Genomic DNA, 23,528 nt, shown 5'->3' on the forward strand with positions numbered 1-23,528 from the left:
CATGAAACGACCCATCGATGGCACGGTGTCGTGAACGGAACGGCGCTCATCGTGCTGGACATGATCAACCTGTTCGATTTCGAGGGCGGGACGCGCCTCGGCGCGGCCGCAGTCCGCATCACGCCGAGGATCGTGGCGTTGCGGGAACGCTTCGACGCGGCAGGCGCGCCGACGATCTACGTGAACGACAACTTCGCCCATTGGCAGGGCCATGTCGGCGACCTGGTGACCGCCTGCCGTGAGCGAGGCGGTGCCTCGGCCGCCATCGTGCAGCGGCTCGCGCCGCGTCCCCAGGACTACCACGTGCTGAAGCCCAAACACTCCGGCTTCCTGGCGACGCCTTTGCCGATCCTGCTGGCAAAGCTGGGTGTGCGTCGGCTCGTGCTAACAGGAGTCGCCGCCGATGCCTGCGTGTTGGCCACGGCGCAGGACGCCAACATGCGTGAGTTCGCGCTGTGGGTGCCCAAGGATGCGGTGGCCGCGATCAGTCCGGCGCGGCTGCGCAACGCGGTCGCTCTGATGTCGCGCACACTCGGTGCCTGCGTGCTGACGACGCAGTCGGTGGCGAAGATGTTTCCAGAATGAGACCAGGACGGTGCGTCTTCACGACGGGGTGTCTCTACCGCATTACCATGCCGCCATGACCTCGTCGACCGTCCGCATCCGCTTCAACGCCACGCTACAGCGCCCCGCCGAACCGGAAGGCGCGACGTGGACCTTCCTCGTATTGCCGAAGGCGGCCAGTGCCAAGTTGCCCACGCGCAGCATGACGACAGTGGAAGGCACGTTCGCGGGCAAACCGTTCACGGCCACGCTGGAACCCGATGGCGAAGGCAGCCACTGGCTGAAGGTGGAAAAGGCACTGCGCGACGCTGCCGGCGTTGCCGCGGGCGACCAGGTCGAACTGATCGTCGCGCCGGTGAAGGAGGAACCCGAACCCAGAGTGCCGCCGGACATCCGTAAGGCACTCGACGCAGCGCCGGAGGCGAAAGCGTTGTGGACGACGCTGACCCCGCTCGCCCGCCGCGACTGGATCCACTGGATGACGTCAGGCAAGAAGGCCGAGACGCGCGTGAAACGCATCGCCACCGCCTGCGACATGCTCGCTTCCGGCAAGCGCCGTGCCTGCTGCTTCGATCGCTCGGGCATGTACAGCAAAGGCAACATGGGCGCGTCGACCGCGGCCGAATGATGCAGCGGCCCCGTGGCCTGCCGCCGGAAAAAGAAGGCCCGCATGCGCGGGCCTTGCTTTCTTCCGGCCATGCAACGCCGGTTACTTCAGGCCGCGATGCTCCAGCAACGGTTCGACGCTCGGATCCTTGCCGCGGAATGCGCGATAGGCCTCAGCCAGGTCGCGCGAGTGGCCGATCGACAACACCTTGTCGCGGAAGACCTGCCCGTTCTCGCGGGTCAGGCCACCGTGCTCGCGGAACCACTGGAAGGCGTCGTGGTCCAGCACTTCCGCACCGAAGTAGGCGTAGTAGCCGGCCGCGTAGCCGCCACCCCAGATGTGGCTGAAGTAGCTGGTGCGGTAGCGCGGTGGCACCGCCGCCAGGTCGACCTTGTACCTGGCAAGTGCCTGCTTCTCGAACGCATCCACGTCCTGCTGGCCGCCGCCGGCCGGCAGCGTGTGCCACGCGAGGTCGAGCAGGGCCGCCGACAGGTACTCGGTGGTCGCGTAGCCCTGGTTGAAGGTGCGTGCCTTGACGATCTTGTCGACCAGCGCCTGCGGCATCGCCTCGCCGCTCTGGTAGTGCTTGGCGTAGTGGGCGAACACCTTCGGGTCCAGCGCCCAGTGCTCATTGAACTGCGACGGGAACTCGACGAAGTCGCGCGGCACGTTGGTGCCGGCCACGCTGGGGTACTGCGTCTTCGAGAAGAAGCCGTGCAGTGCGTGGCCGAATTCGTGGAACAGCGTGGTGACGTCGTCGAAGCTCAACAGCGCGGGCTGGCCGGCGGCGGGCTTGGTGAAGTTCTCCACGTTGTAGACCACCGGGATGTCGCCGGTCAGGCCGTTCTGCTCGACGAAGTTGCCCATCCACGCGCCGCCCTGCTTGCTCTCGCGCTTGAACGGATCCAGGTAGAACAGCGCCAGCTGCTCGCCGTCGGCGTCCATGATGTCGAACACGCGCACGTCGGGATGGTAGACCGGGATGTCCTTGCGCTCCTTCGCGGTGATGCCGTACAGCTGGTTGGCAGCGAAGAACACGCCGTCCTTCAACACGCGGTCCAGCTCGAAGTAAGGCTTGATCTGCGACTCGTCCAGGTCGAACTCGGCCTTGCGCACCTGCTCGGCGTAGAAGTCCCAGTCGGCCGCGCCGGCGGTGAAGCCGCCCTTCTGCGCATCCACCACGCCCTGGATCTTGGCGAGCTCGGCACGCGCCCGCGCGGTCGCGGCGGGCACGGTGTCGGTGAGCAGCTTCAGGGCGACCTCGGGCGTGCCGGCCATCTGGTCGGCGATGCTGTAGGCGGCATAGTTCGGGAAGCCGAGGAGCTGCGCCTTGCGCGCGCGCAGTTCGGCCAGGCGCTGGATGGTCGCGCGGGTGTCGTTGCCGTCGCCCTTCTCGGCGCGGCCCAGCGAGGCGGCCATCAGCTGCTCGCGCAGCGCACGGTCCTTCAGCGAGCCCAATGCCGGCTGCTGGGTGGTGTTCTGCAGGCTCAGCAGCCACTGGCCGTCCTTGCCTGCGGCCTTTGCCGCATCGGCAGCGGCGGCGATCGCGCCTTCATCCATGCCGCCTAGCTTCGCCTTGTCGGTGACGAACACGCCGCCGGCGTTGCCGGCCGCCAGCAGCTTGTTGCCGAAGGCGGTGGTCAGCGAGGATTCCTCGCTGTTGAGCTTGCGCAGCTCGGCCTTGTCGGTGTCCGACAGTTGCGCACCGGCGCGCACGAAGCCGTCGTAGGTGTGTTCGACGACGGTCTTCTGTTCCGGCGTCAGGCCGAGCGCGTCGCGCTGGTCGTAGACCGCCTTCACGCGGGCGAACAGCGCCGGATCCAGGTGGATGCTGTCGCTGTGCTCGGCCAGCTTCGGCGCGAGCGCTTCCTCGGCGGCCTGCAGCGCGGGATTGGTGTTGGCGCCGGTCATCGCGAAGAACACGCTGGTCGCGCGCGTCAGCAGCGTGCCGCTGCGCTCCAGCGCCTCGAAGGTATTCGCGAAGGTGGCCGGCTCGGCGTTGTCCGCGATCTTGCGCACCTCGGCCAGGTGCTGGCGCATGCCTTCCTCGATGGCGGGTTGGTAGTCGGCGTCCTTGATCCTGTCGAACGGCGGCGCCTGGAACGGCAGCGTGCTGGCGGTGAACAGGGGGTTTTCGCCCTGGGCGGGCGTGGTGGCGGTGGCGGGCATGGCGGTTTCGGAAGCGGGGCGGTCGCCGCAGGCGGACAGGGCGACGGCGATGGCGGAGGAAAGCAACAGCGTACGCAGCATGGAGAACTCCGGGAACGGACTTCGACGGGATCGCCCGTCACGGTGGTGGACCGGGGCATAGCGTGCGCCGGCACGCGCGGCTTGGCGAGTGCCGGCCGACCGCGGCCGCATCCACGCGCCCCTGGGCACCGTAAGGGACCCGCCAGACAAATGCGTTATCCTCCCCGCCCCCCGCAGGAATCCATGCGATGAACCCGTCCGACGACAATCCCGGCAAGGTCACCCAGGCGCAGGCCGAGGATGCGGTACGCGTGTTGCTGGAGTGGGCGGGCGAAGATCCCACGCGCGAGGGCCTGCTCGATACGCCCAAGCGCGTGGCCAAGGCCTACCGCGACTGGTTCAGCGGTTACCAGATGGATCCGCGCGAGTACCTGGCGCGCACCTTCGAGGAAGTCGCCGGCTACGACGAGATGATCGTGCTGCGCGACATCGAATTCGAAAGCCATTGCGAACACCACATGGCGCCCATCATCGGCCGTGCCCACGTGGGCTACCTGCCGGCCGGCAAGGTGGTCGGCATCAGCAAGCTGGCGCGCGTGGTGGACGTGTACGCGCGCCGCTTCCAGGTGCAGGAGAAGATGACCGCGCAGATCGCGCAGTGCATCCAGGACGTGCTGCAGCCGCGTGGCGTCGCCGTCGTCGTCGATGGCGCGCACGAATGCATGACCACCCGCGGCGTGCACAAGCGCGGGGTCAGCATGGTGACCAGCAAGATGCTGGGCACCTTCCGCGAGGACGCGCGCACCCGCGCGGAATTCCTGCGCTTCATCGAGACGGGCCACGGGAAGCGTTGAGTGCGTGTGGCTGTTGTAGGAGCGACGTAAGTCGCGACCGCATGATGCCACTGTCCATGTGCTTGCTCATCTCGAGGAATCGACTTTCCTGTTGCCCTAGGGTGCGCGGTCGCGACTTACGTCGCTCCTACAGTGAAGCGAAGCCATGAATGCCTGCCCCTGTGGCACCAGCCGCGACTACGCGGCCTGCTGCGGCCGCTATCACGGCGGTGAGCCCGCGCCTGATGCCGAAGCGCTGATGCGCTCGCGCTACAGCGCCTTCGTCACCGGCGATGCGGACTACCTGCGTACGACCTGGCATCCCGACACGCGGCCAGACGAAATCGGCCTGGACGCCCCCGGTGCGCCGAGGACGACGTGGCTCGGGCTCGCGGTGAAATCGCACCGCATCACTGGGCCGGACACTGCCGAAGTCGAGTTCGTCGCCCGCTACCGCATCGGCGGCGGCAGTGCGGTGCGCCTGCACGAGCGCAGCCGCTTTGCCCGCATCGGCGGGCGATGGCTGTACGTGGATGGCGAGCACCGGTGATGTCGAGCCCTCCTCCCCGTCACGCGAGGGGAGTTGTCTCGTCGTGCGGGTGGCTTGAGTAGCAAGGCGCATCTGCGTCCTTCTCCACGCGAGGCGGGGAGAAGGTGGCCGCAGGCCGGATGAGGGGCGCGCGCCGGTGGTGAAGCGCGTGTGCCCGTCTAGTGAGATCGCCTCTTGCCGGAGCGCGGATGCCGGCAACATCGTGTCTCCGTTCGCCCCTCACCCGCCTGCGGCACCCTCTCCACGCTTCGCAGGGAGAGGGAAAAAAGTGCTCAACCCTTCGGCTTCTCCAGGTAATCCAGCGTCACCTGCAGCAGGGCACGCAGGCCGATGTCGAGCGAGGATTCGTCCAGCATGAACTCCGGCGAGTGGTTGCTCGGTGCGGTGACCGGATCGATGCCCTTGGCCGTGCTGCCGACGAAGAAAAACATCGACGGCACTTCGCGCGCATAGAACGAGAAATCCTCCGCGCCCATCTGCAGGCCCGGGGTGATGACGTTGTCGGCGCCCACCACCGCCTGCAGGCTGGGCAGCATCTGCGCGGTGAGCTCGGGGTTGTTGACGGTGACGGGATTGCCGTCGTTGTCGGGCACGCTGGCTTCGACCTTCGCGCCGTGCGCGGCGCTGACGTGGGTGGCGACGTTCTTCAGGTCGGCGAAGATCTTCTGCCGCATGCCTTCGTCGAAGGTGCGGATGGTGCCGACCACTTCGACGTCGTCGGGGATGATGTTGTAGCGGATGCCGCCCTTGATCGCGCCGAAGCTCACCACCGCGGGCAGCTTGGAGATGTCGGTGCGGCGGCTGACGATGGTCTGGGTGGTGCCGATGACATCGGCCATCGCGACGATCGGGTCCACGCCGCCCCACGGCCGCGAGCCGTGCGTCTGCCGGCCGATGACCTTCAGGGTGAAGCTGTCGGACGCCGCCATCAGCGGGCCCTGGCGCACGCCGATCTGGCCGGCCGGAATCGACGAGAACACGTGCAGGCCGAACACCGCCTCGGGCTTGAAGTCCTTGAACACGCCTTCCTTCAACATCAGCTCCGCGCCCCCTTCCTCGCCCGCCGGCGCGCCTTCCTCGGCGGGCTGGAACACCAGCAGCACTTCGCCCGGCAGTGTGTCCTTCATGCCGACCAGCGCCTTCGCCACGCCCAGCAGGATGCCGGTGTGCGCGTCGTGGCCGCAGGCATGCATCACGCCGACGGTCTCGCCGCGGTAGGTCGATGTCGCCTTCGATGCGAACGGCAGGCTGTTGCGCTCGGTGACCGGCAGCGCGTCCATGTCGGCGCGCAGCGCAATGCGTGGGCCTGGCTTGCCGCCCTTGATCACCGCGGTGACGCCGTGGCGCGCGATGCCGGTGCGCGGCTGCAGGCCGAGCTTGCGCAGTTCCTCGGCCACGCGCTTCGACGTCTGCTCCTCGCGGTTGGAAAGTTCCGGGTACTGGTGGAAGTGCCGGCGCCAATCGATCACCTGCTGCTGCACCGTCTTGCCTGCGGCGGCGACTTCCGGCCGTTGCGTGGGCGCGGCATCCTGCGCGGCGGCGGGCAGGGCGCAGGCGAGGGCGAGCAGGGAAACGGCGAGAGGACGTGCATGGCGCATCGGGTCGGCTCCTGGAGGCAAGCCCCGATGCTAACGCCTGCGTCGCGACGGTGCGCATGCCACCTTAGAATGCGCAGGCGTTCCGTGTGGCCGATCACGGCTGGCGACGCCTCCGCTCCCCGCCGGAACCACCATGCCCGATCTCGCCCTGCAGGTGCTCCTGCTGCTGTTCCTCGCCGCGATGCTGGCAGGTTTCATCGATGCCATCGCCGGTGGCGGCGGCATGATCACCATTCCCGCGATGCTGCTGGCCGGCATCCCGCCGCTGCAGGTGCTGGGCACGAACAAGCTGCAGTCGCTGTTCGGCTCGGGCTCGGCGAGCTGGGCCTACGCGCGCCATGGACACGTCGACCTCAAGGGCCAGCTGCCGATGGTGCTGACCGCGGGGCTCGGCGCTGTCGGTGGCGCATTGCTGGCCACGATCATTCCGGTGGACTGGCTGAAGTGGGCGCTGCCGTTCCTGCTGGTCGGCATCGCGGTGTACTTCGGCATGAAGCCCGACATCGGTCACGTGGACCGGCACCAGCGCATGCGCCCGCAGGTGTTCGCGCTGACCTTCGTCCCGGCGATCGGCTTCTACGACGGCGTGTTCGGCCCGGGCACCGGCTCGTTCCTGATGCTGGGTTTCGTCGCGCTGGCCGGCTTCGGCATCCTCAAGGCCACTGCACACACCAAGTTCCTCAACTTCGGCTCCAACCTCGGCGCATTCGGCGTGTTCCTGCTGCACGGCGCGGTGTTGTGGAAGATCGGCCTGCTGATGGGCGCCGGCCAGTTCCTTGGCGCGCAGCTGGGCTCGCGTTTCGCGATGAAGCAGGGCGCGCGGATCATCAAACCGTTGCTGGTCACCGTGTCGATCGCGCTGGCGATCCGCCTGCTGGCGGATCCGCAGCATCCGTTGCGGCTCTGGTTGGGCGTTTGATCGGCTGTTGTGGGAGCGACGTCAGTCGCGATGCTCTTTCCTGGGCGAAACGAAAAGCTCGCGACTCACGTCGCTCCCACAACCGCGCCTGATCAGGGCTTGGTCGCCAGGTAATCCAGCGCCACCTGCAGCATCGCCTGGCTGCCGGTCTGCAGCGCCTGTTCGTCGAGCAGGAACTGCGGCGAATGATTGATCGGTGCGGTGGCCGGATCGATCCCCTTCGACGTCGAGCCGACGAAGAAGTAGAAACCGGGCACCGTGTTGGCGAACTGCGAGAAGTCTTCGGCCACGGTCACCAACGGCATCTCGACCACGTTCGCCGCGCCCACCGCCTTTTCCAGCGACGGCCGTACGCGCTGGGTGAGCGCAGGCTGGTTGATGGTGGCAGGCGCGTTGTTGGCGACCTTCAGCTCGGCGCTGCCGCCACTGGCGTGCGCGTAGTCGTCGGCGATGCGACGGAAACGCGCGATCACGTCTTCGCGCACGGTCGGGTCGAAGGTACGCAGCGTGCCGACCAGGGTCGCTTCGTCCGGAATGATGTTGAAGCGCACGCCGGCCTGGAACTGGCCCGCGGTCAGCACCACCGGGCTGGTGGCGATGTTCACCTGCCGCGCGATCATGCTCTGCGTGCCCAGCAGGATCTGCGCGCCCAGGGTGATCGGGTCCACGCCATCCCACGGCCGCGAGCCATGCGTCTGCTTGCCCTTCACCACCAGCGACCACTCGTCCGCCGCCGCCATCAGCGGCCCGCTGCGATAGCCCACGCTGCCGACCGGCAGGCCGGCCCAGACGTGCAGGCCGAACACGGCATCGGGGGTGAAGTCCTTGAACACGCCGTCCTGCAGCATCAACGCCGCGCCAAACACTGCGCCCGCGACCGGCGGGCCTTCTTCTGCCGGCTGGAACACGAACATCACTTCGCCGGCGAGTTCGTCCTTCGCGGCGACCAGCGCCTGCGCCACGCCCATCAGGATCGCGACGTGCGCGTCGTGGCCGCAGGCGTGCATCACGCCGACCGGCTGGCCACGGTATTCGGCTTTCACCTTCGACGCGAAAGGCAGGCCCGTCTGTTCGGTCACCGGCAACGCGTCCATGTCGGCGCGCAGGGCGATGCGCGGGCCTGGCTTCGCGCCTTTCAGCACCGCGACCACGCCGGTCTTGCCGACGCCGGTGCGCACCGTGAGGCCCAGCGAGCGCAGGTGATCGGCGACCCGCTTGGCGGTGCGCGTTTCCTGTTCGCCGAGTTCGGGATGCTGGTGGAGGTCGCGCCGCCACTGCACGAGCTGGGGCTGCGCGCGCTCCAGCGCCGCGAACGCCGTGGCGTCCTGTGCCCGCGCTGCGTCCGTGCCTGCCAGCGAGACCGTCGCGACGAGCACGGCGGCGAACAAACGATGGGCGCGAAGCATGGCGGCATCCGGGACAGACGGGGAGCACGATGCTAGCCCGGGCGGCGCGTGCGTCCAATGGCAAATCACCATGAGCGCATGCGTGCGCGTTGCTCGCATTCGCCACGCGCGCGTGGCAGGCTCGCAGGCCACTGGAGAGCGCCCCTGCCCATGACCCGAGACGCCGATCCCGCTTCTTCCCGTCCGCTGCAGGGCGATGCCGCGCTGTTGCGCGCGGTGGGCAGCCTGGCGCTGGCCGCGGCCGTCATCAACATCATCGTCGGTGGCGGCATCTTCAAGATGCCTGCGGCGCTGTCGGCGCAGGTCGACGCCGCCGCGCCGCTGGCGTTGCTGGCCGGTGCCGTGGTGATGGTGCCGGTGGCGTTGTGTTTCGCCGCCATCGGCAGCCGGGCCTCCGCCACCGGCGGACCCTATACCTATGTCAGCGCGGTGTTCGGCACGCTGCCGGGCTTCCTGGCTGGCGCGCTGATGTGGATCTGCAACGTGGCCTCCAGTGCCGGCGTCGCCGCGGCGCTGTCGCTGCAGGCCGCCAGTCTGTGGCCGGTCTTCGACGCGCCCCTGCCGCGCGCGCTGCTGCTGCTGGGCGTGTATGCCGCGATCTATGCGCTCAATGCCTTCGGCGTGAAACTGGGCGCACGCGCAGTGATGACGCTGGCGACGTTGAAGCTGGTGCCGTTGTTCCTGCTGGTGGTGCTGGGCCTAGCCTTCGTTGATACCTCGCACGTCAGCTTCGCCTTCGCCGACGTGCCCTCGTGGACCGCGCTGGGCGCGGCGATGGTGATGGTGGTGTTCGCGTACTCCGGCGTGGAAACGGCGCTGATTCCCGGTGGCGAAGTACGCGACCCTTCGCGCAGCGTGCCGCGCGCGGCATTGAGCGCCATCCTGCTGGTGGTGCTGCTGTACCTCGGCCTGCAGATCGTCTGCCAGGGTGTGCTGGGCCCGGCCCTGGCGACCAGCAGCGTGCCGATCGCCGAGGCCGCGGGCCGGTTGTGGGATCCGGCGCGCATCGCCCTGCTGGTGACCGCGTGCATCTCGATGGCGGGCTTCCTGCTGGGCAACCTGCTGGGGTCGTCCCGGCTGCTGTTCGCGCTGGGGCGTGATGGTTACCTGCCGCAGGCCTTCGGTCGCGTCAGCGCCAACCACCGCGTGCCGCTGCTTGCGCTGGCCACGCATGCCGGCATCGCCTGCCTGCTGGCGGTGGTCGGTAACTTCGAAGCCCTGGTGCTGATTTCCGGCGGCGCGGTCTGCCTGGTGTACGTGATGGTCTGCGTGGCCGCCTGGCGGGCGCAGCGCACCGACCTGCGCGAGCGTGGTGCACCGTTCGTCCTGCGCGGCGGTCCGCTGGTACCCGGTCTGGCGGTCGTGGGCATGGTGGCCATCCTCACCACGTTGAGTACGCGCGAGTGGACGGCGATCGGCGTGGCGGTGGTGGTGTTGGCCGCGATTTACGCGGTGCTGGTCGGGCTTCGGCGGCGCGTGGGCAGCTGAGTTCCAGACGAGGCAGGAAGGCTGATTGTGGGAGCGACGTAAGTCGCGAGCTCTTCCTCTGCTAGCACCAAAAGCTCGCGACTTACGTCGCTCCCACATCGGGTATTCCTACTCCGGGCAGCCTAGCGGAACACCACCGTCCGGTGCCCGTTCAACAGGATGCGGTGCTCCACGTGGCGGCGCACCGCGCGAGCCAGCACCAGCGATTCGATGTCGCTGCCCATCCGCACCAGTTCCTTCGGCGTCATCGCGTGGTCCACGCGGGCGACGTCCTGTTCGATGATCGGACCTTCATCGAGGTCGCGCGTGACGTAGTGCGCCGTCGCGCCGATGATCTTGACCCCGCGCGCGTGCGCCTGGTGGTATGGCTTGGCGCCCTTGAAGCTGGGAAGGAAGCTGTGGTGGATGTTGACCGCTCGGCCGGCCAGCGCATCGCACAGCGTCGGCGAAAGGATCTGCATGTAGCGCGCCAGCACGACCAGGTCGATCCGTTCGCGCTCGACCAGGTCGATGATGCGGTGCTCCTGCTCTTCGCGGTGTTCGGCGGAGACCGGCAGGTGGTGGAAGGCGACGCCGTACGACTGGGCGAGCGGCGCGAAGTCGGCGTGGTTGGACGCGATGCAGGCGATCTCCACCGGCAATTGCCGGCTGTGCACGCGGAACAGCAGGTCGTTGAGGCAGTGACCCTGCTTGCTGACCAGCACCATCAGTCGCGCCTTGCGACTGGCGTCGTGGAGCTGCCAGTCCATGTTGAAGATTTCCGCGAGCGACGCGAAGCCTTCGTGCAGCACATCGATCTCGGTCGCGCCCGGCACGTCGAAATGCACGCGCAGGAAGAAGCGCCCGGATTCGTCGTCGCCGAACTGTTGCGCGTCCAGGATGTTGCAGCCGGACTCGTACAGGAGACCGGTCACGCGATAGACGATGCCGGTGGTGTCCGGGCAGGAGAGGGTCAGGATATGGTCGCGGCGCATGCGGGGTTCGGATCGGGGGTCATTCGCAGCGTGCGGCGGTGATGCGGTTCTGCGCATCGATGTAAACGCGCAGGCGGTCGTTGCGGGTGTCTTTCTTCACGGCCGTGGTGGGGCCGATCGGGTTGACCAGACCCGCGCCGCTCTCGCTCGACAGGCGCTTCAGCGTCGCTTCGTCCGCCGGTTGGCCCACGGCCCAGTCCAGCGAGGCATCGCGGCAGCTGCCGTTGCCGGCGACCTGCGGGCCGGGCGTGCTGACGCAGGCGGACAAGGCCAGGGAACCGGCAACGATGCCGAGGCTGCGACAGAAGCAACGAAGGGACGGACGGGGGAAAGCCATGGCAGCGTCTCCGGGGCAGTGAGGATCGCTGTTTAGCACATTGTCGACAGGCCCGCAGTGGCCGTGCCTACAGGTCGAACGCCAGCAGGTCGTGTCTCGTCGCGGCGCGCACCACACGCCGGTACAGCACGTTGCCGCTGCCGCCGTTGGTCAGCGCGACCAGCGCACGCTCGCCGGCAAGATCGCCGAGGGCGAAATTCTTGAAGATGCCGCCGTTGCTGCCCGAGTGGTAGAACACCGGACCGCGCGGGGTGCTTTCCAGATTCCAGCCCAGGCCCTTGTCGGTCCAGCGGCCGGGCACGTCGATCTGCTTGGTCAGCATCGCAGTCCGCATGGCCTCGCTGATCTGCCATGGCGCACGCGATGTGCGCACCATCAGCGCCATGAAACGCGCGTAATCCACCGGTGTGGTGCGCAGGCTGGCCGCCGCGTTGGCGAGGATGTCGCCGGGCCAGTTCACCAGGCCCTTCGGCGTGATGGCCTGCACGTCCGGCAACGCGCGCTCTGCGTCTTCGTAACGCCATGCGGACAGCGGCTTGCCCCAGCGGTCCGCGACGGTCTGTGCCGCGTTCCAGGTGTCGCGGAGCATCTGCGGCGGCATGCCGCTTTCCTCGTCCTCCACGGCGCGATGGCCGTAGACCGAACGCGCGGCGATCTCCTTGCTCCACGTATAGCTGCTGTCGCGCATGCCGGCCGGACCGAACAGCAGGCGCTGCATCGAGTCGTCCAGGCTCTCACCCGTGAGCTTCTCCACGACCAGCTGCAGCCAGAACATCGCTTCGCCCGAATAGTCGATGCGCGTGCCGGGCTTCACCGCCGGCGCAAGCTTCTCGTGGGCCGGGTCCTTGCGCCAGTTCGGCATGCCGGTGGAATGGCGCAGCACGTCCCGCGCGGTGACCAGGTCCACCCACGGGTGATCGGCCAGGTAGTCCATCCGCCGATAGCGCACGAGCGGCGCATCGAGATCGATAACGCCCTGGTCGGCCAGTTGCAGCACCAGATAGGCGAACACCGGCTTGCTGAGCGAGGCATCCTCGAACAGCGTGTCGTCGGCTACAGGCGTCCGCGTTTCCGCGTTCGTCACGCCCAGGTTGCGCGCCCATACCACCTCGCCCCGCTCCACGACGGCCATGCCGATGGCGGGCACGCGCAGCGCCTGCATCAGTCGCGGCAGGTCGGCGAGGAAGGCATCGGGTGGGATCCAGTTCGCCTCATCGTCGCAGGCGGCGGCGGTCGCAAGATGCGGCCACGCGCCGGCGATGAACGGTGCAGAGGCCAACGTGGCCAGCCAGCGGCGACGCTGCGGGGAGGACGGGGCGGTATTCGGCGTCATGTCGGCTGCACGTGGAGGGCACATGCACAAGGATGACGAACGACGATACGGAACCCCGCGCATCGGGTGCGCAGGCCCGGTCAGTCCTGCGCGATGGCGGGCGGCAGCGGCGGCGCCTGTGTCGGCCGCCCCAGCGGATCGAGCGCGATCATCACGAAGTGGCCGCGCGTGCACAGCTTCCGCTCGCCGGTCAGCAGGTTCTCGGTGATGACTTCCACGTCCACGTTCATCGAGCTGCGGCCGACTTTCACCACGCGCGCGACCACTTCGACCAGGTCGCCCTTGTGGATCGGCTGGTTGAAGTCCACCTGTTCCGAGCGTGCGGTGACCACGGTGGTACGCGCGTAACGCGACGCGGCGATGAAGGCCGACATGTCCATCCACGCCAGCGCCTGGCCGCCGAACAGCGTGCCGAGGTGGTTGGTGTGGTCGGGGAAGACCATGTGCAGCAGGCGCGCCTCGGTCGGGAGCGCTTCGGCGTTGGCCAGTTCGGTCATGGTGGTGCTCCGGTTCGCGTGCTCCTGGCGGGAGCATAGCGCAGGCCTCGTGGGAGCGACGTGAGTCGCGACAGGGCGAAAGGAGCAGGCCGCTGCCCTTCGGATGCCACGAGGACGTGTCGTTGCCGCGATCGCGACTTACGTCGCTCCCACGTCAGCCATCGCCACGCGTCAGAACGCGTGGTCGAAGCCCACCTCGCCCTGCACGCCCAGCTGGTAGGCCGAGACGCGGCGCTCGAAGAAGTTGGTCAGCTCCTGCACGTCCTGCAGCTCCATGAAGGGCAGCGGGTTGCGCACGTCGTAACGCTTGGGCATGCCGAGCTTGGCGAAGTGCTGGTCCGCGCAGTGCTGCAGGTACTGCCGCATGTCACGCGTCGAGATGCCGGCTACGCCGCCGGACAGCACGTCTTCGGCGAACTGCACTTCGCACTCGATCGCTTCTTCCAGCATGTCGTAGACCTGCTGCTGCATGACGTCGTCGAACAGGTCCGGTTCTTCCTCGCGCACGGTGCGCACGCACTCGAACGCGAACTCCATGTGGCAGCTCTCGTCGCGGAACACCCAGTTGGTGCCGCTGGCCAGGCCCGGCAACAGGCCGCGCGAGCGGAAGTAGTACACGTAGGCGAAGGCCGCGAAGAAGAACAGGCCTTCGATGCAGGCGGCAAAGCAGATCTGGTTGAGCAGGAACTGCCGGCGCTGGTCGCGCGTCTCGATCCGCTTCAGGTCCTGGATACTGTCGATCCACTTGAAGCAGAAGTCGGCCTTCTTCTTGATCGCCGGGATGTTCTCCACCGCCGCGAACGCCTTGAAGCGCTCCGCCGGGTCGGGCAGGTAGTTGTCCAGCAGCGTCAGGTAGAACTGCACGTGCAGCGCCTCTTCGTAGAGTTGCCGCGACAGGTACATGCGCGCCTCGGGCGCGTTGAGGTGCTGGTACAGGTTCAGCACCAGGTTGTTCGACACGATGGAATCGCCGGTGGCGAAGAACGCGACCAGCCGGTGGATCAGGTGGCGGTCGGCCGGCGTCATCTTCGCATGCAGGTCGGTGATGTCGATCTGGAAGTTGATCTCCTCCACCGTCCACGTGTTCTTGATCGCGTCGCGGTACATGTCATAAAACTGCGGATAGCGCATCGGGCGCAGCGTCAGTTCGAAACCGGGGTCTAGCAACATCTGCTTGGGGTGTACGGACATGGTGCGGTGGTCTCTTGGTTCCTTCTCCCTCCGGGAGAAGGTGCCCGTAGGGCGGATGAGGGTGCGGCGAAGGCAGCGGCGGCGACACGTCGTGACGCCGCCGTACCCTCACCCCAACCCCTCTCCCGGTGGGAGAGGGGCTCGATCAAGAAAGGTGGCGCGTCCTTGCGCCGGGAACGTCCGTGTTCCTGTTCCAGGGGTCGTCGGCCGGAGCCGGCGCAGGGGGAGCGGTTACTGGCAGGCCTCGCAGGCTTCGGGGTTCTCGAGCGAACACGCAATCGCCTCCGCCGGCGTGTATTCGCGCTTCGGCTCCACAGCGGCGGCGCTGCTGACCGTGGTCTTGGCGATGCGGGTGGCCGGGCGCGAACGCAGGTAGTAAGTGGTCTTGATGCCCCGCTTCCACGCGTACATGTACATGGACGACATGGCGCCGATGTTCGGGCTTTCCATGAACAGGTTGAGCGAGGCCGACTGGTCGATGAAGGCGCCACGGTCGGCGGCCATGTCGATCAGCGAGCGCATCGGCAGTTCCCACGCCGTGCGGTAGACCTGCTGCAACGTTTCCGGGATCTGCGCGATGCCCTGGATGGAGCCTTCCGCCAGCTTGATCGCGTCGCGTGTTTCCGGCGTCCACAGGCCCAGCTTTTTCAGCTCGTCCACCAGGTAGCGGTTGACCTGCAGGAAGTCGCCCGACAGCGTCTCGCGCTTGAACAGGTTGGACACCTGCGGCTCCACGCACTCGTAGCAGCCGGCGATCGAGGCGATGGTGGCAGTCGGCGCGATGGCGATCAGCAGCGAGTTGCGCAGGCCGTGTTCCTTGATGCGCGCGCGCAGGGCCTCCCAGCGGTCGGCATTCTCCGGCTTGATGTTCCAGGCATCGAACTGCAGTTCGCCGTTGGCCGCGCGGGTGTCGGCGAACGAGGGATGGCGGCCGCGTTCCTGCGCCAGCTCCACCGAGGTTTCCAGCGCATGGAAGTAGATGGTCTCGGCGATCTTCGCCGATAGCGCGCGCGCCTCGGCGCTGTCGAACGGCAGGCGCAGCTTGAAGAACACGTCCTGCAGGCCCATGCAGCCCAGGCCCACCGGACGCCAGCGCAGGTTGCCGCGGCGCGCGGTCTCGATCGGATAGAAGTTCAGGTCGATCACGCGGTCCAGCTGGCGAACAGCCAGGCGCACGGTCTCGGCCAGCTTGTCGAAATCGAACCAGGTGCGGCCGGTATCGGGATCGCTATCGAAATGGCGCCCCAGGTTGATCGACCCCAGGTTGCACACGGCCGTCTCTTCCGCCGAGGTGACCTCGAGGATCTCGGTGCAGAGGTTCGACAGGTGGATGACATTGCCCGCGCGCAGCGTCTGGTTGCTGGCTGCGTTGCACTTGTCCTTGAACGTCATCCAGCCGTTGCCGGTCTCGGCCAGCGTGCGCATCATCCGGCCGTACAACTTGCGGGCCGGGATGGTCTTGACCGCTTTGCCCTGCAGTTCCGCCTGCGTGTACGCCAGTTCGAAGGCGGCGCCGTACAGGTCGGTCAGCTCCGGCACCACGCGCGGATCGAACAACGACCATTCCTGGTCGGCCTCGACGCGCTTCATGAACAGGTCCGGCACCCAGTTGGCCAGGTTGAGGTTGTGGGTGCGGCGCGCTTCGTCGCCGGTGTTGTCGCGCAGTTCGAGGAAATCCTCGATGTCGGCGTGCCAGGTCTCCAGGTACACGCAGGCCGCGCCCTTGCGCTTGCCGCCCTGGTTGACCGCTGCGACCGAGGAATCCAGCGTCTTCAGCCACGGCACGATGCCGTTGCTGTGGCCGTTGGTGGACTTGATCAGCGAGCCGCGCGAACGCACGCGCGTGTAGCTCACGCCGATGCCGCCGCTGAACTTGCTCAGCTGGGCGATGTCGCCGTACTTGGCATAGATGGATTCCAGCGTGTCCTGCGGCGAGTCCAGCAGGAAGCACGACGACAGCTGCTCGTGCGTCGTGCCGCTGTTGAACAGCGTCGGCGAGCTGGGCAGGTAGTCCAGGTTGCCCATGCGGCGGTACAGCGCCAGCGCTTCCGGCACGTCCTCGCTCAGCGCGCATGCGATGCGCAGGAAGAACTGCTGCGGCGTCTCGATGACCTTGCGCGTGTGCGGGTGGCGCAGCAGGTAGCGGTCGTACAGCGTGCGCAGGCCGAAGTAGTCGAAGTGCAGGTCGAGCGAGGCGTCCAGCGCGTCGTTGAGCTTGCGCGCATTGGTCTGCACGAAGTTCAGCAGGCGGTCGTTGATCAGGCCGACTTCGTGGCCGCGGGTGACCGACTGCGAGAACGCATGGATCTCCTGGCCGGTGACTTCCTTGGTGATGTAGGCGGCCAGCAGGCGCGCGGCCAGTCGGCTGTATTCGGGTTCTTCGCCGGTCAGCAGCGCGGCGGTGCGGATCGACAGTTCGTCCAGTTCGCGCGTGCTGGCGCCGTCGTACAGGCCGGAGATGGTGCGCGTGGCCACGCGCATCGGATCGATGGCGTGCAGGCCTTCGCAGTTTCGCTGTACGGCGCGCACGATCTTGTTGAGGTCCACCGGCTCGCGGCCGCCGTTGCGCTTGGTCACGCTCATCGCGGTGGCGGTGGGCGGCGGGGTCAGCGAGAACGCGTCCTTCTGGGACGGAGTGGTGCCGGCGTCGGCGACGGCGCTGTCGGTCTGGGTCACGAGATTCCTCCATGCGTGGTGCACGCGGCGGCCCGTCCCTCGCGGGGCTGCGCAAGGCCGGATGGAGGATCACAGTGGGGAAGCGGCGTCGCAGGAGACGCGACCGCGCAGACGGACTGCGGGCGCCCTGCTTCGCCAGCCCTCTCCCCCCGGAGATTCCGCGGCCGGCACCGCGCGGTGTGCATCGCGCGGCTGTCGGCAGGTCTTCGGACTCATGGGCGCGAAGGGCGAGCCTTCTTCCTACGTCCGCCGCTTCCCGAGGCATGGGGCCTCAGTGCTGTGTGGCGGGTTCGTTCCCAATTACCGCTGCGGGGCAGTGCCGGAGTGGCGCGAACGCGTCACCGGCTTCCCGTTTTAATCCCGTGGCTTGCGACCACCGGAACCGACGGCCACAAGATAGTGGGGGTGTACAGAAGCGTCAACACCAAATGTTGTGTGGAACAAGGGACGGCCTTGCCATGCGGGTTCCACGATTTGGATCCGTCTCCCCGCTGGCTCTCCCACCAGCCTAATCCTGTCAGCTGAAGCTGGCGCGGGGTCAGCACCTGCTAGATGGTGTCAGTACGGGGGTCGACCGGCCCCGGAAGCCGCCTAGCCCCCGTCCGCGCCGGCGAACAGTGTCTGAAGGTACCTCGCGGCCTTGTCAGCTTGCCCAGCAGTCACGGTTTCCATGATCGTCCTCCCTCCAAGTGCCCTGATGGGAGTGTTCCGGGCGTGGAATGCGAGCCGGGGGCCGTCGTCGGGGATAATCCATTCCAGACCAGATATGACGATGCCCAGTGAACGTACCCGCGCGATCGTGTGGGCCGGCGGACTCTTGCTCGATATCGCGCGCGATCGCACGCTACCCGTGGCATTACGGCGGCGAGCCGTGGTCATAGCCCGTCACTTCCTCACGATAGACGATGTCTTCTTGATGGCCAATGCGATGAAGCAGAACTGGCATCGCACCATGCTCGCGCCACTGGAGCAAACCGAAGCGGAAGATGCCGGAGACCACGGTCCGCTCACGCTTCAAACAAGACTGGGCTGGCTGAAGCGTGAGCAGACGAGTCCAACGGTTGTCTGCTTCCGGAGACACTTCCAACTTCACCTGATTACGTAAGCGAATGTAGGCATGCGTGATAAAGGTGAACGCAGCGGGCGAGGTCACAGTTTCACAAAAATGGCAGGTGGTAGAAAGACCGCGCACCTGGTCATGCGGCGTGCACTCAATCGAGCCCATGGAAGAAAGGTGCTAACTCATCCTCAAGGAGAAGGAGCATGGCAAGAGTTCTACGGACGTCGATCTACACGTGCTGCCTGGTGGTCGCAAGCACACTCTTCTCGGCACACGCGGCACCGCCGGCAACCCAAGCCGACCTTGCCGCAGTCGACAAGGCGGCACTGCAGCGTGACCTGGCCGGTCTGGGCGCGCCCATCACTTCGCAGCGCAGTTTGTCTCGTCACCTCAGCGCAGGGGTGACCGAATCGCCGCTGGGTCGCCTGAGTCAGCCGGCGCTTCGACGCTTCCTAGCCAGCCTTCAGTTCAATGAGAGCGGGCTCACCACGTTCCGCTACACAGAGCTGGAGGCAGAGCTGACGCCCACGCAGATCTACCAGGTACTGGCGCTGTTCGGACAGCAACACCAGACACCCAAGCTCAAGCATGCTCGCCGCGTCACGCCTCTGGATGACGAACTCATGGGCGGCGGTATCCCGGGCGTGCAGCCGGCCAACTTCGAGTGCTATTTCGATCAGGTTTCCCCCATCGACTCGCCGTCCCAGTGCGGAGGCCATCATAATTACCGGTGCGCGAGTCCCGGGACCTGCTCACCTTCCCAAGAGCAGATTTGCACCAACAACTGCTAGTCTTCGAACATGGCGCGGCGAGCTTCGCCGCGCCATCTGGCGCGCTGGCATGCCATGGCGAGTCCAGTACTAGAGATCTTCCAGGAAGAAGGATCGCCTGATGTTGCGGACCGTACTTGTACACGGCGTTCTACTGGCGGCGCTGATGGCCGGCCCTGCCTACGCACAGGCCGCAGCCGAAGATCAGCGTAGCCAGCAGATCGAGAGCTTCCGTGACGAGGTCGCAGCGCTCCATACCTCGGGCCTGGATAGTGGCGGCCTTGAGTTCGCGCGCCGTGTGTCCAGGCACTACGAGACGCTTCGGGCGCACTATCGGCCCATGTCGTCCCTCACGGACCCAGAAGAGTTGCTTGATCTGTTCAAGGCAACCACCACGGCGATTTTCTACACGAACGATGCGGCCTACTTGCCAGATATCGTGGCAGCGTTCGATCTACTGGAGCGCCGGGGTCAGGCAACCGAGAAGGTGCGCTCCGACATGCGTAGCTCACTGGTACGGGTTCGAGCCTTCGATGAGATGGCCGGTCAAGGGTTGGCTAGCGAGACTGACGCTCCTGCGCTCAAGCATGCTCCGGGTCTGAACCAGGATTTGCCACTGGTCATTCGTGCTGACCGCAGCGGTCGACCTGTGGTGGAGAACTACCAGTGGCAGAAGGGTCTTTCTGTCATCGTGGTCTATGGGCCGCACTGCGCTCCTTCGAAGAAGGCGCTGACGGCGATATCCGCGGACAGAGAGTTGGCGGGGTTCTTCCGTAAGCGTGCGATTTGGCTGATGCCCGTGGATGATGACCTCCACGTTGCAGCGATGATGCAGCTTGCCAAGAATCCTGCGTCCTCAAATGTAGCGGTTGCCTACAACCGCTCGTCTTGGCCGCAGATTGAGAGCTGGACGACTCCGATGTTCTACTTCTTCAGGGACGGGAAGCTGACGGAAGTCCAGAAGGGGTGGCCTTCAGATACCCAGTTGGAGACGATCAGGCGTGGAGTTCTTTCAGGTGGTAGCGATAATGGTTCGGTGCGGTAGTTGCGACAATGCGCACCGACCCCCTTCGTGCCTAACCCGATGAGGGGCAGGCGCGGTGACGATGCTTGGGTGGAACGTTTTGGTATCAAGAATGCCGTTCCAATCCGACGCATTGGGCGTCCGGACTTCGTTCGCCCCTCACCCGCCTTCGGCACCCTCTCCCCGCTGGCGCAGGGAGAGGGGAAAGAGCGTCAGACCCGCAGCGCCGCGACCGACGCGTCCTGCGCCTGCGCGTACAGGGCGAACGGGTCGTGGATCTTCGCGCCGAGTGCGGTTTCGAACGCGTCCTGGTTGGCATGCGCGTCGTACGCGCGTTGTTCTCCGCCGCCGAGGTTGGACTGGAAGATGCCTGCCGCGCTGACCGGCAGGAAGTCCTCGTAGATGATCGGATCGACGACGGCATGACCGGCATCGACCAGCGCATCGGGCGATATCGCTGCGCGCTCGGATGCCGGCAGCGCGGCGCCCCGGTCGGTCAGGCGGTAGCGGAAGTAGCCCAGGCCTTCGCGGCGCAGCGTGGTCTCGTCATCCGGGAACGCCGCGAAAGCCGCCGCCAGCCGCTGCGGATAGTCGGCCGACGTGTTGCCGGCGCCGCCCGCCTGGCGCACCTGTGCGAGCAGGCGGTCGTACAACTCGCGGCCGGCCGGTGTCAGCGCCAGGCCGCGCTGCTCGATCTCGCCGAAGCGCGCGCTGTGGCTGCCGGGCACGAGCGTGCCGGTGGCGTCGGGGAAGGCGACTTCCTCTTCCAGTGCCTTGAAGCTGGTCTGGCGCAGCAGGATCGGCACGGCGCGGCGTGGCGGACCCTCGATCAGCGCCTTGGCCTGGATGCCGCGTCCCAGCATCGCGGCCTGCGCGGCGTCGATGTCCAGCGTGCGCGGGGTGAGGTGGTTGATGTGCGGGCCGCGGAAGCTGACCACGTCGGCCACCAGGCGGTGCAGGCCGTGCAGCGCGCGGTAGGTCTCCAGCGAGACGGTCGCATCGCCATGCCAGCGGAAGGTTTCCAGCACTTCGGCGACGAAGCGCTGCGCATCGTTGTCGTCCAGTCCGCCGTCCCGTTCGGCTTGCGCGACCAGCGCGCGCGCGTCGGCGGTGAAGATGTCGCGGCGGGCCAGGATCGCTTCGGCCTCGGCGCGCAGCGCGGCGTCCGCGATCAGCTCCAGCCGCAGCAGCGAGGTGAAGATGCGGAACGGGTTGGCGGCCAGCGCCTCTTCCGTCAGCGGACGGAACGCGGTCGCGTGCACCGGCACGCCGGCCACGGTGAGGTCGTAGTAACCCACCGGGTGCATGCCCATCAGCGCGAACACGCGCCCGAGCATCGCCAGCTCGGCCGGCGTCCCGACGCGGATCGCGCCGTGGCGCTCCAGGTCCAGGCGTCCGGTCTCGCCCGTGCGCTGCAGCCGCTCGGCCAGCGCAGGATCGCGTTGCAGCGTGTCGGCATTGATGTCGCCGACCAGCGTGATCAGGTCGCCGTACAGCGGCACCTCGGCGCGGTACATGTCGGACATGGCCTGGGCGAACAGGCCGCGGATGCGGTCGGGCGAAACGAAGGCGGTCATGGGATTCTGCGTGCGGGCGGCGTGGGGCCGCCGGGGGCGCGTATTGTCGCCGCCCGCGCCCGCCCGGGCCACTCTCAGTGCCCCTGGCGAACCTTTTTCCCGCTTCCCGGGAGGTATCCGGGCGGGCCGAACAGCGTCATGGCGACCTGCCTGATGCCACGCGTACGGCGCAGGTCGCGGGCCAGCTTCACCCAGGCATGGAACGCGATCTTCACCGGGTTGTAGCTGTGTACCGGCTCCACCAGGCCGTAGCGGATCGGCACGCCGGGACGTTCCTCGCGACAGGTGCCGAACAACCGGTCGAACACGATCAGCACGCCGCCGTAGTTGCAGTCCAGGTATTCCGGATTGCTGGCGTGGTGCACGCGATGGTGCGACGGCGTGTTGAAGACGAACTCGATGGCGCGCGGCAGGCGCGGCACCAACTCGGTGTGCAGCCAGTATTGGTACAGCAGGTTCAGTGCCAGCGCGCCGACCACGTACGGCACCGGAAAGCCCAGCCAGACCAGGGGGCCGAAGAACACCGCCGCGCCGGTGAGCTTGCCGGTCCAGCCGAGGCGGTAGGCGGTGGACAGGTTGTACTGCTCGGCCGAGTGGTGCACCGAATGGTTCAGCCAGAACCATCGCACGCGGTGGTCGGCACGGTGCATCGCGTAGTAGCAGAGCTCCTGGCCGAGGAAGAGCGCGATCCAGTGCCACGCCTGGTCCATCGCGATCGTGGTCACGCGGAACTCCCAGATCGCGAACAGCAGCACGCCGACGATGCCGCCCTGGACCACCAAGCCCGTCAGGGCGCGGCCCACGGCATCGCCGAAGGACGCCCAATATCCCTTCCAGTCGTAGCGCACACCTCGCCGCGCGAGCCACGCGGCTTCCATCGCCGCGATCAGCGCGAACACCAGTAGCGGCAGTCCGACGAAGACGCGCATGCGGTCCATGGCGCGGCCCTACCGCCCGCGCCGTTCGGCGAGCTTCTCGCCCGCTGCGCGCATTTCGTCGGGCGAAAGCTTGCCGTCGCCGTTCGCATCCAGGGTATCGAAGCGCTTGGCGATGCGCGGCAGCTTGGCGTCGGCCTCGGCCTTGTCGATCAGGCCGTCGCCGTTGGCATCGGCGGCTTTGAGGCGTTCCTGCAGCGTGGCTTTCTGTTCGTCGGTCAGGGTGCGCTGCTGCGCGTGGGCCGGCGCCACCAGCGAGAACATCGACAGGGCGGTGGCGAAGGGAAGCAGGATGGATCGGGACATGGCGTTCTCCAGGACGTGAAGGAAGGTGCAGGCGCGACGGGTGGGAGGGCGTCCATGCGGCATAGGGGATGCCTGCCGTCGCGCCTGCAGAAAGGTGTGGTCGTCAGTGGCCGCGCGGGCAGGCGATGGTCTCGCCGCTGGCGTTGGTGCAGGTGCCGGTGTGCGACACGGTGCCGCCGGACACCGTGGTGCTGCCGGTGTAGCTGTTGCCGTTCGCGCCGGTGGCGGTGGTGTCGCGTGCGCCGGTCACGTTGCCGTCCGCATCGCGGCTGATGCCGCCGGTGGTGCTGGCGGTGCCGCCGTTGGGTCCGTTCGCGTAGGCGCTGCCCTGGCGGCCGGCACTCCCATCGGCATTGCGGTAGGCGCTGCGGTCGTAGCCGGCACTACCGCCGTTGGCACCGCTGATGGCGCCGCTGCGTGCGGCAGTGGCATTGCCCTGGCCGTCGGCCTGCCAGCTGCGCTGGCGCTGGCTGTCGAAGCGCGCATTGCTGCGCTCGACTGCGACATTGCCGCCTTGTGCGGTGCGCTGCACGGCACGGCTGCGCTCGCGGGCTTCGGCATGGTCGGCGAACAGGGTGCTGGCGCACAGGGCGAAGGTGGCGGCGATCAGGAGCGGGGTCTTGCTCATGGCGGAATCCTCATTGGGGTGCGGGATGGCCGCACGGGTAAGCAGCGGCAGGGCCACGGTAGGGC

General features: G+C 67.1%; 22 protein-coding genes and 1 riboswitch. Of the genes, 9 read left to right on the top strand and 13 right to left on the bottom strand.

Annotated elements, in window-relative coordinates; all coding sequences use genetic code 11:
• Window positions 1–30 precede the first annotated feature (30 nt).
• Both ACSQ19_RS07410 and ACSQ19_RS07415 read left to right on the top strand, forming a co-directional pair.
• On the top strand, window positions 31–585 hold the full coding sequence (locus tag ACSQ19_RS07410; protein ID WP_435995866.1) for a cysteine hydrolase family protein: 555 nt from the start codon (window positions 31–33) through the stop codon (window positions 583–585).
• Between the two features lie 55 nt (window positions 586–640).
• Window positions 641–1,192: a YdeI/OmpD-associated family protein gene (locus ACSQ19_RS07415; protein WP_435995868.1), complete on the top strand. Its 552-nt coding sequence runs from the start codon at window positions 641–643 to the stop codon at window positions 1,190–1,192.
• Between the two features lie 81 nt (window positions 1,193–1,273).
• Here the strand turns inward: ACSQ19_RS07415 and dcp are convergent, their stop codons facing one another.
• The gene (dcp, locus tag ACSQ19_RS07420) at window positions 1,274–3,421 is read right to left on the bottom strand and encodes a peptidyl-dipeptidase Dcp (RefSeq protein ID WP_435995870.1); all 2,148 of its coding nucleotides are present in this window, start codon (window positions 3,419–3,421) and stop codon (window positions 1,274–1,276) included.
• A 188-nt stretch (window positions 3,422–3,609) separates the two neighbouring features.
• Between dcp and folE the strand changes: the two genes are divergently transcribed.
• Complete coding sequence (gene folE / locus ACSQ19_RS07425) at window positions 3,610–4,215, top strand: GTP cyclohydrolase I FolE (protein WP_296278653.1); 606 nt, start codon at window positions 3,610–3,612, stop codon at window positions 4,213–4,215.
• 145 nt (window positions 4,216–4,360) lie between these two features.
• The gene (locus ACSQ19_RS07430; RefSeq protein WP_435995872.1) at window positions 4,361–4,744 is read left to right on the top strand and encodes a YchJ family protein; all 384 of its coding nucleotides are present in this window, start codon (window positions 4,361–4,363) and stop codon (window positions 4,742–4,744) included.
• Window positions 4,745–5,016: 272 nt separating this feature from the next.
• Here ACSQ19_RS07430 and ACSQ19_RS07435 read toward each other — a convergent pair whose 3' ends face one another.
• Complete coding sequence (locus ACSQ19_RS07435; protein ID WP_435995874.1) at window positions 5,017–6,342, bottom strand: M20 family metallopeptidase; 1,326 nt, start codon at window positions 6,340–6,342, stop codon at window positions 5,017–5,019.
• 133 nt (window positions 6,343–6,475) lie between these two features.
• Between ACSQ19_RS07435 and ACSQ19_RS07440 the strand changes: the two genes are divergently transcribed.
• Window positions 6,476–7,261, top strand: coding sequence for a TSUP family transporter (locus ACSQ19_RS07440; protein WP_435995876.1), 786 nt, complete (start codon window positions 6,476–6,478; stop codon window positions 7,259–7,261).
• Window positions 7,262–7,353: 92 nt separating this feature from the next.
• On the opposite strand, the gene ACSQ19_RS07445 is transcribed toward ACSQ19_RS07440, so the two are convergent.
• The gene (locus ACSQ19_RS07445) at window positions 7,354–8,667 is read right to left on the bottom strand and encodes an amidohydrolase (RefSeq protein WP_435995878.1); all 1,314 of its coding nucleotides are present in this window, start codon (window positions 8,665–8,667) and stop codon (window positions 7,354–7,356) included.
• 150 nt (window positions 8,668–8,817) lie between these two features.
• Here ACSQ19_RS07445 and ACSQ19_RS07450 point away from each other — a divergent pair, with 150 nt between their 5' ends.
• Complete coding sequence (locus ACSQ19_RS07450; RefSeq protein WP_435995880.1) at window positions 8,818–10,155, top strand: APC family permease; 1,338 nt, start codon at window positions 8,818–8,820, stop codon at window positions 10,153–10,155.
• Between the two features lie 122 nt (window positions 10,156–10,277).
• On the opposite strand, the gene purU is transcribed toward ACSQ19_RS07450, so the two are convergent.
• The 6 genes from purU to ACSQ19_RS07480 all read right to left on the bottom strand — a co-directional run bounded on the left by purU (window position 10,278) and on the right by ACSQ19_RS07480 (window position 17,070).
• A complete protein-coding gene (gene purU, locus ACSQ19_RS07455; RefSeq protein WP_435995882.1) occupies window positions 10,278–11,129 on the bottom strand; it encodes a formyltetrahydrofolate deformylase in 852 nt (283 codons plus the stop codon).
• Window positions 11,130–11,148: 19 nt separating this feature from the next.
• Window positions 11,149–11,466, bottom strand: coding sequence for a hypothetical protein (locus ACSQ19_RS07460; protein ID WP_296278646.1), 318 nt, complete (start codon window positions 11,464–11,466; stop codon window positions 11,149–11,151).
• A 67-nt stretch (window positions 11,467–11,533) separates the two neighbouring features.
• Window positions 11,534–12,799 carry a serine hydrolase domain-containing protein gene (locus ACSQ19_RS07465; protein ID WP_435995884.1) on the bottom strand — a complete coding sequence of 422 codons (1,266 nt, stop codon included), beginning with the start codon at window positions 12,797–12,799 and terminating at the stop codon, window positions 11,534–11,536.
• Window positions 12,800–12,879: 80 nt separating this feature from the next.
• Window positions 12,880–13,296, bottom strand: a complete 417-nt coding sequence (locus ACSQ19_RS07470; RefSeq protein ID WP_299344862.1) for an acyl-CoA thioesterase — start codon at window positions 13,294–13,296, stop codon at window positions 12,880–12,882.
• A 171-nt stretch (window positions 13,297–13,467) separates the two neighbouring features.
• Window positions 13,468–14,487: a ribonucleotide-diphosphate reductase subunit beta gene (locus ACSQ19_RS07475; RefSeq protein WP_187573933.1), complete on the bottom strand. Its 1,020-nt coding sequence runs from the start codon at window positions 14,485–14,487 to the stop codon at window positions 13,468–13,470.
• A 231-nt stretch (window positions 14,488–14,718) separates the two neighbouring features.
• Window positions 14,719–17,070 carry a ribonucleoside-diphosphate reductase subunit alpha gene (locus ACSQ19_RS07480; protein WP_436000900.1) on the bottom strand — a complete coding sequence of 784 codons (2,352 nt, stop codon included), beginning with the start codon at window positions 17,068–17,070 and terminating at the stop codon, window positions 14,719–14,721.
• A 273-nt stretch (window positions 17,071–17,343) separates the two neighbouring features.
• Window positions 17,344–17,565, bottom strand: a riboswitch (cobalamin riboswitch).
• Between the two features lie 370 nt (window positions 17,566–17,935).
• Between ACSQ19_RS07480 and ACSQ19_RS07485 the strand changes: the two genes are divergently transcribed.
• The 3 genes from ACSQ19_RS07485 (at window position 17,936) to ACSQ19_RS07495 (ending at window position 20,038) form a co-directional block, all read left to right on the top strand.
• Entirely contained in the window at window positions 17,936–18,268 is a 333-nt protein-coding gene (locus ACSQ19_RS07485) for a BPSL0761 family protein (protein ID WP_436000902.1), read from the top strand.
• Between the two features lie 158 nt (window positions 18,269–18,426).
• The gene (locus tag ACSQ19_RS07490; RefSeq protein WP_435995887.1) at window positions 18,427–19,014 is read left to right on the top strand and encodes a hypothetical protein; all 588 of its coding nucleotides are present in this window, start codon (window positions 18,427–18,429) and stop codon (window positions 19,012–19,014) included.
• 100 nt (window positions 19,015–19,114) lie between these two features.
• A complete protein-coding gene (locus ACSQ19_RS07495) occupies window positions 19,115–20,038 on the top strand; it encodes a hypothetical protein (protein ID WP_435995889.1) in 924 nt (307 codons plus the stop codon).
• A gap of 191 nt (window positions 20,039–20,229) precedes the next feature.
• On the opposite strand, the gene hglS is transcribed toward ACSQ19_RS07495, so the two are convergent.
• The 4 genes from hglS to ACSQ19_RS07515 all read right to left on the bottom strand — a co-directional run bounded on the left by hglS (window position 20,230) and on the right by ACSQ19_RS07515 (window position 23,463).
• Window positions 20,230–21,594: a 2-oxoadipate dioxygenase/decarboxylase HglS gene (hglS, locus tag ACSQ19_RS07500; RefSeq protein WP_435995891.1), complete on the bottom strand. Its 1,365-nt coding sequence runs from the start codon at window positions 21,592–21,594 to the stop codon at window positions 20,230–20,232.
• 74 nt (window positions 21,595–21,668) lie between these two features.
• Entirely contained in the window at window positions 21,669–22,532 is an 864-nt protein-coding gene (locus ACSQ19_RS07505; protein ID WP_435995893.1) for a sterol desaturase family protein, read from the bottom strand.
• A gap of 9 nt (window positions 22,533–22,541) precedes the next feature.
• Window positions 22,542–22,835, bottom strand: a complete 294-nt coding sequence (locus ACSQ19_RS07510; protein ID WP_435995895.1) for a hypothetical protein — start codon at window positions 22,833–22,835, stop codon at window positions 22,542–22,544.
• A gap of 103 nt (window positions 22,836–22,938) precedes the next feature.
• Complete coding sequence (locus tag ACSQ19_RS07515; protein WP_435995897.1) at window positions 22,939–23,463, bottom strand: hypothetical protein; 525 nt, start codon at window positions 23,461–23,463, stop codon at window positions 22,939–22,941.
• Window positions 23,464–23,528 lie beyond the last annotated feature (65 nt).

Source organism: Pseudoxanthomonas sp. LjRoot127, from assembly GCF_964253495.1.
Taxonomy (GTDB): domain Bacteria; phylum Pseudomonadota; class Gammaproteobacteria; order Xanthomonadales; family Xanthomonadaceae; genus Pseudoxanthomonas_A.